Origin of the sequence: Pseudovibrio sp. W74, from assembly GCF_001623085.1 — a bacterium.
Lineage (GTDB): Bacteria > Pseudomonadota > Alphaproteobacteria > Rhizobiales > Stappiaceae > Pseudovibrio.
Genome location: NZ_LMCJ01000017.1, coordinates 93738 through 100123, shown reverse-complemented (window position 1 = coordinate 100123; position 6386 = coordinate 93738). Strand labels below are relative to the sequence as shown.

The 6386-nt window shown below is 52.8% G+C and carries 7 protein-coding genes; 3 read left to right on the top strand and 4 right to left on the bottom strand.

Annotated elements, in window-relative coordinates; all coding sequences use genetic code 11:
* A partial coding sequence (locus tag PsW74_RS29295; RefSeq protein WP_208987947.1) for an MFS transporter occupies positions 1-784 on the top strand: 784 nt, incomplete at its 5' end.
* Positions 785-1015: 231 nt separating this feature from the next.
* Complete coding sequence (locus PsW74_RS11760; RefSeq protein ID WP_063286067.1) at positions 1016-2128, top strand: cystathionine gamma-lyase; 1113 nt, start codon at positions 1016-1018, stop codon at positions 2126-2128.
* A 101-nt stretch (positions 2129-2229) separates the two neighbouring features.
* Here PsW74_RS11760 and PsW74_RS11755 read toward each other — a convergent pair whose 3' ends face one another.
* The 3 genes from PsW74_RS11755 to PsW74_RS11745 all read right to left on the bottom strand — a co-directional run bounded on the left by PsW74_RS11755 (position 2230) and on the right by PsW74_RS11745 (position 5026).
* On the bottom strand, positions 2230-3465 hold the full coding sequence (locus tag PsW74_RS11755; protein ID WP_063286437.1) for an MFS transporter: 1236 nt from the start codon (positions 3463-3465) through the stop codon (positions 2230-2232).
* 88 nt (positions 3466-3553) lie between these two features.
* Positions 3554-3958, bottom strand: a complete 405-nt coding sequence (locus PsW74_RS11750; RefSeq protein WP_063286068.1) for a DUF2794 domain-containing protein — start codon at positions 3956-3958, stop codon at positions 3554-3556.
* Positions 3959-4429: 471 nt separating this feature from the next.
* Positions 4430-5026, bottom strand: coding sequence for a hypothetical protein (locus PsW74_RS11745; RefSeq protein ID WP_063286069.1), 597 nt, complete (start codon positions 5024-5026; stop codon positions 4430-4432).
* A 135-nt stretch (positions 5027-5161) separates the two neighbouring features.
* Here PsW74_RS11745 and ppa point away from each other — a divergent pair, with 135 nt between their 5' ends.
* Positions 5162-5698, top strand: a complete 537-nt coding sequence (gene ppa / locus PsW74_RS11740) for an inorganic diphosphatase (RefSeq protein ID WP_063286070.1) — start codon at positions 5162-5164, stop codon at positions 5696-5698.
* 84 nt (positions 5699-5782) lie between these two features.
* On the opposite strand, the gene PsW74_RS11735 is transcribed toward ppa, so the two are convergent.
* Positions 5783-6310, bottom strand: a complete 528-nt coding sequence (locus tag PsW74_RS11735; protein WP_063286071.1) for a disulfide bond formation protein B — start codon at positions 6308-6310, stop codon at positions 5783-5785.
* Positions 6311-6386 lie beyond the last annotated feature (76 nt).

Genomic DNA, 6386 nt, shown 5'->3' with positions numbered 1-6386 from the left:
GGCTGTTCCAGCCGGTATCAGCCTCCTTCTTTCAGCCGAACAGATGGCGGATTGGGGATGGCGTCTGGCTTTCGGTTTCGGCACGCTGGTCGCAATCTTCAGCGCGGTCATCAGGCGAAACATCACCGATACAGTGCTGGACGAAGACCCGGCAGATAACTCATCACCTGTCTGGCAAAGCCTGCGGGATCATTCTGGTTTGATCGGGCAAATGATTTTGCTGCTCATTCCAACTGCTGTGATTTACTTTGTAATTTACGTCTATGCGGTCTCATATTTAAGCGCGGAGCCAGGCTTTGGCGCATCCACGGCTCTCAATGTCACAACACTCAACCTGATTGTTATGGCTCTGTTTATTCCGGTTTGCGGACTAGCTGCGGACCGGTTTGGGTTGCGGCCAGCTTTTCTCGCTGGAGCTTTGGCAACCTTCATCCTCGCGGGCCCTTGCTGGTGGCTTATGCTCCAGGAGGACATCACATCCGTTTTTCTTGGACAGTTCGGTCTCACCTTAACAAGCACAGTCGGATGGGCGCTCTCCATCACAGCCCTCACCCTAATGGCGCCGGATCACTTACGCTGCAGCGTTGTCGCGCTCGGATACAATCTAAGCATGGCCCTCTTCGGCGGCACGACCCCAATCGTCGCCACATATCTGGTAACCCAGACCGGCAAAGACTACGCCCCCGTCTACTACATCCTCATCGCAGTCCTCATCTCCCTCCCAATCATCTGGCGTCTGCCAAAACTCATCGCTACAACACGGCTGCAGAACGCTTTGGCATAACGTTCAGCACCTCGTGTTTAAGCGAGCCCTCTAATGCAAAAAGTAATGTGTTAAGCTGAAAATACGCTGCTCATCAAAAGGATACTTTCTCCTATTTGATAGGAAGATAGACATCTCCGTTACGCGTACATTACCATCACTGTAATGACCGTTGAGCCCCCTCATAAAGGCCAGCATAAACAACATCTCAGTGCGGAGCGCGCGCTGATACGATCCAATGGGAGATTCCGCATGACACAACGCACTTCACCAAACATGGGCGAGTTCCTGCATCTGCGCGGTCAGAACCTGTCTAAGGGTGAGCCAATTGCGTTACCTCTGGTACAAAGCTCAATGTACCATCTTCCAGGATTACCGGAGGACTTCCCAAATTATGGTCGTGTTAGCAACCCGACATGGACCCAGCTTGAACATGCCCTCGCTCATCTCGAAGCAGCGCCTTGCCTATGTTTTCCTTCTGGAATGGCGGCAATTTCAGCAGCCCTCTTCGCAACGCTCAAAGCAGGAGATCGGCTACTGGTCCCGGCAGATGGGTATTATGTAACCCGCATCCTCTCCAGCCAGTTTCTGGCTAAGTTCGGTGTTGAAGTCGTTGAGCGCGACACTGCTGAGTTCACCACCGGCGGCTTTGATGGGTTCAACGTTGTGTTTCTGGAAACGCCTTCAAATCCCGGCCTCGATCTACTGGATATGAGAGCAATAGCCTCTGCTGTACGCGCCGCAGGTGGCATCACAATCTGTGACAACACAACCCTGACACCGCTTGGTCAGCGACCATTAGATTTTGGTGTAGACCTTGTCGTCTCCTCAGACACTAAATCCATGGCAGGCCATTCCGACGCCCTGATGGGTCATGTCGCCAGCCGAAACACTGAGATATTAAAAGCTGTCGAAGAGTGGCGAAAGTTTTCCGGCTGCATCCCCGGCCCGCAAGAAGCATGGCTGTTGCATCGAGGCCTCGAAACGCTGGATGTGCGCTATGACCGCATGTGTACGTCCGCAGCTCTGCTCGCAGAGCGTTTTGCAAATCATCCAGCCGTAAAGTCTATTCGTTTTCCGGGTTTGGAAACGGACCCAGCCCACGCATTGGCCAAAGCACAACAATCACGGTTTGGGTTCTTGATCTCTCTCACGCTTGAAACAGAATCCCAGGCTGAACAGTTCATCAATTCATGCTCCCTCTTGCGCCCTGCCACCTCATTTGGCGGAGTTCACAGCTCAGCAGAACGCCGCGCCCGCTGGGGAGACGCAGTAGATCCCGCCTTTATCCGTTTGTCCGTGGGATGCGAGCCGGTAGAGGAACTTTGGCAGGCCTTCTCTGAAGCCCTGGAGCAGGTCTCTTAAGAGACGAACTCAATCCACGACGGGCAGTTTCTCAGACTGTCCGTCTTCCACATCCTCATCACAGTCCTCGCCTCCCTCTCAATCCATTCCAACATCTATCCCTAATCCAAAGCTCGAATATCCGGTTGGCGCCACAGAACGAAAATAAGCCCCAAGGCAATGGCAAAGCAGGCGATGCCCGCGATAAACACGCCATGAATGTTAGCGGTCATTAAAGAAGCACCAGCAATAGCAAGCAGGAACTGACCTCCCGTCGAGCTCGATATGGTGATCCCCATGATCCAGCCTTGCTCACTCTCATCAACAGCAGCAGAGAACAAGGAAAACATGAGAGGCAGGGTAAGTGCAAAGGCCGCTACAATTGGCACTGTCAGGAGATAGGAGAGCCAGGCCACATCATTCACAGTAAAGGCCAGGAGTCCAACTCCCATCACAGTCACACTCACAGCGATCGTCGCCACCTTAGAAAATCGTTGGGATATTGGCCCTACCAGAAGCGCACTTACAAGAGCCAGAACCGATCCAAAAATGATCAGGAGAATGCTGTTTTGAAGCGTATCGAATCCAAAGCGCAACACCATGTAGTTATTGAGATAAATATAAAAGGCGCTCAGCCCGACCTCTATAAAGAGGAAAACAGCGCACAGCTTCAAAATTGTAGGCCTTGAATGTGCCCGCCAAAGAACGAGAAAGACCTCTGACAGGCCAAAATCTATTTTGCGGCGTGTCTGATTTGTTTCCTCAAAGAAAATAATGATCAGAACAATATTGATCAGGATCAGCATCAGTGCTGCATAAAAGGGCAGTTCAAGCGAAGCATAACCGCCCATGATTGACGGGTCACTGAGCGTTCCCGCAAACAGAGGCCCGATAATCAAGCCAAGGGCAATGGCTGCTGTCACGTATCCCATATTCCGGTTTCTCTCTGCACTCGTAGTGCTAAGATCAACAAGAGCGGCCTGTGCGATTGGCTGATTGCCTGCCGCGAACCCGGTAATTGCACGCGCAAGCACCAGCAAAGCCAGATTTGACCAAAGCAGCGCAACAACTGCCAGCCCATATCCGAACAAGGCACCAAACAGGCAAATAAGGATGGCCTTCTTACGCCCGATGTAATCCGAAAGCTTGGAAATATAGGCGCCGCCAAAAAACCAGCTGATGTAGAACGCTCCAGTCAAGAGGCTGAAATCAATCTCCCGGATAGCAAGAGAATCTCCAAGGGGAACAAAGGTGCTGCCGGGCACCATCACAAGGCTATTGACGATCGGAAAAATCAGCCCTTGCCCCATAACATCCACAAGGACAAGGAGAAGCAACGCAATTCGAGACCACCCCATCGCTTCACGCCTTTCGCGCTTCACATCAGCAAAGCATCATTCTGAAATTCATCAGAGCTATCCAGTAGCGGACCAACCGTCCGCCAAATCACTCCACCACGCGCAGGTGCTTCTTCTTCTCAAGCACCTTGAGCACGTTGGCCAGCTCGTGGCCGCGTTTTAGGATCACACCGCCAGTGCCAACAACGCAGTAGGCGCCTTGTTTGCGGGCAAGTTTGGGGTCTTTTTCAATACGGTAGAGCGGCATTTCACTGGCACGGCGGAAAATGGCGAAGATCGCCTTGTCTGTGCCATGGCCGATGGCGTAATCACGCCACTCGCCGCTGGCGACCATGCGTCCGTACAGCCTGAGGATCTGATCGAGTTCCGTTCGATGAAAAGCAACTATCGGTTTCGGGAGGTTCGGTTTTTGTTGAACGGCTGCGCTGTTGGCGCCACCATCAAGAGAGCGAACGCTCCCGGACACTATTGCAATATCATCCCCTTCACTCATGAAGGCCTCCTGCGTTCAGATCCTGTGGCTGGGCATCCCGGAGAAAGCAGAATATCGGCTCTCGCATCGCGGATGCGCCGAGGCAATCTGATTGAGCACGCAGCGTGAATTTAAAAATCCGCGACGCACGCTAAGCCATCGACAACCCCATTTTACCACATAATCCGTCCATCCTGCGGCAAAGCCTGAAAGAACGCAAGGGAGCCTCCTTTTGTTGCCCGGCAAAGGACCCCGTCAGAATTCAGAGTACACGCTAAAATTGTCACAGTAGTTTCTCTATTTCGCCCCAATTGGGTCATTGAGGAGCCACGAATGCCAGCCAAATTATCGTTGTTGCCCAAGCAGGTTCGGTTCTGTGGAGCTGTGGTGAAGACTCTCACCCCTACCCCCCGTTGACCCACTCGTCACAGTGCTGAAGGAGAACCGAACCGCTTCCCCCTACAACTTATCGCTGCGATAAACCGCTGGCTCTTAATCAGTGAGACCAAGGGACAGGCCACCACCCCCAAGTAGTTTCGGTTGGCTGGTACAATCCCATATTCCGGCCAAAAGCCCCGCAGCATCCCGCGCCAGCTTATTGGCATTCTTGGTCGCACGCGCATCCACGTAACCGACGTGACAAGTCTTACCTTGTCCCAGCTGAGTGATCACCAGCACCTGCCCGCGATAATACCCGTCCGCATCCGCTTTATCATCCCCCGCAACATCCGCCGGAATGTCCGTATGCCACCGCAAGATGGTCGCCACAGGCTCACCACCTTCCAGCACCCACTCAATAGTGGAGCCAAGCCGGTTCCACGGACTCAGGCCTTGTGTCGCCGCAGGTTCATCGCGCGCCTGCTCGCCATAACTGACGAAGAACCGCAAATCACCCTCAGCCACGTAAACAGGGATACCGTTATACCCCTGACACATCCACACAGCAGAGCCCACTGCATTTTCGGGGGTGTCTTGCAGCTCGCATGTCTCGTTTAAATCCAGCGTGGAATAAACACTCTCGGCCAAAGCGGTGGTGCACATAAAAATTCCGGTCATGGCAACAATGAGGAACTGAAAATTCTTCAACATTAAGCACCCACTTATCCCAGAGTTATTCGTCAGAAATTACTTGAACGAATTACGCAAGCTCGACTGCGAAATATATCTTGCAACACGCCGATGCCCCTGTAATACAGGCAGCAAATGAAATTGGAGTATACATAAATGCGTATCGATCGTATTCCTGTCGGTAAGAACCCACCTGAGGACGTCAATGTCATTATTGAAGTTCCAGTTGGCGGTGAGCCGATCAAATACGAGATGGAAAAAGAATCCGGCGCAATGTACGTCGATCGCTTCCTCTACACCCCTATGCGTTACCCAGGCAACTACGGCTTCGTTCCACACACCCTGTGCGGTGATGGCGACCCAATCGACGTAGTTGTTGTGAACCAGCGCCCAATCGTTCCAGGCGCCGTCATGAGCTGCCGTCCGATCGGCGTTCTGGTCATGGAAGACGAGTCCGGTCAGGATGAGAAAATCATTGCTGTCCCAAGCAGCAAGCTGACCCGTCGTTACGAATCCGTACACAACATCGAAGACCTGCCTGAAATCACCATCAAGCAGATTGAGCACTTCTTCGAGCACTACAAAGATCTTGAGCCAAACAAATGGGTGAAGATCACCGGCATTCACGGTGCGGACGAAGCAAAGCGTCTCATCGTAGAAAGCATCGAGCGCTACAACAAAGACGAAGGCTAAGCCCCTCTCTTTGCAAGCGACAAAAAAGCCCGGAGCTGCGTAGAGCCCCGGGCTTTTTTCATATCAAAACGAAGCGCTGAAACCTCATTTTTTACGAGGAAGCACCAGACCACAGAGCGTAATGAAGACCATCACACTCGCATAAATCGCGTTCAATCCGGCAAACGACAGACCGAAGATGCGGAACTGTGCAACAGAGCAGCTCACAACCTTAGTGGTCGCAAGGCTCTGCAGCATGTTGGAAGCAGATCCCAGCTCCATGCTGCCACCAGCGGCACAATCATTCGGGCCAAGCCAGAGTTCCCACTCTGCGCCAGCCTGATAGATGCCAACACCGCCGCCATACAGAAAACCACCAGCCGCACCCAGCAGTGCCAGCACAGAAACCCAGCGCAGCTTCTCGGTCCGGGTAAAGATCAGCGCCAGAATACCCAGCACCAGACCAGCGTAGTACGGATTACGCTGAATGAGACACAGCGGGCATGGCTTGAAACCACCAATAAGCTCAAAACCCCACGCGGTCGCCAACGCTGTGGCACTACCCAGTGTCACCAGCGCAGCACCAGAGGTGAGCGGATCTTTCAGAAGCAGCGCAAAAAAGCGTCCTAGCATTTCCAGTTAACCTCTCCTGCGCATTCCCGAGGCTCCAAACCAACACTCCAAAGAACACGCGCCACAAAACAGATTA

What these genes read in the sequence shown, in the direction of transcription:
- PsW74_RS11735 (WP_063286071.1), bottom strand. Translation starts at nt 6,310, where the DNA reads ATGCTAGGACGCTTTTTTGCGCTGCTTCTGAAAGATCCGCTCACCTCT.
- PsW74_RS11755 (WP_063286437.1), bottom strand. Translation starts at nt 3,465, where the DNA reads ATGGGGTGGTCTCGAATTGCGTTGCTTCTCCTTGTCCTTGTGGATGTT.
- ppa (WP_063286070.1), top strand. Translation starts at nt 5,162, where the DNA reads ATGCGTATCGATCGTATTCCTGTCGGTAAGAACCCACCTGAGGACGTC.
- PsW74_RS11750 (WP_063286068.1), bottom strand. Translation starts at nt 3,958, where the DNA reads ATGAGTGAAGGGGATGATATTGCAATAGTGTCCGGGAGCGTTCGCTCT.
- PsW74_RS11745 (WP_063286069.1), bottom strand. Translation starts at nt 5,026, where the DNA reads ATGTTGAAGAATTTTCAGTTCCTCATTGTTGCCATGACCGGAATTTTT.
- PsW74_RS11760 (WP_063286067.1), top strand. Translation starts at nt 1,016, where the DNA reads ATGACACAACGCACTTCACCAAACATGGGCGAGTTCCTGCATCTGCGC.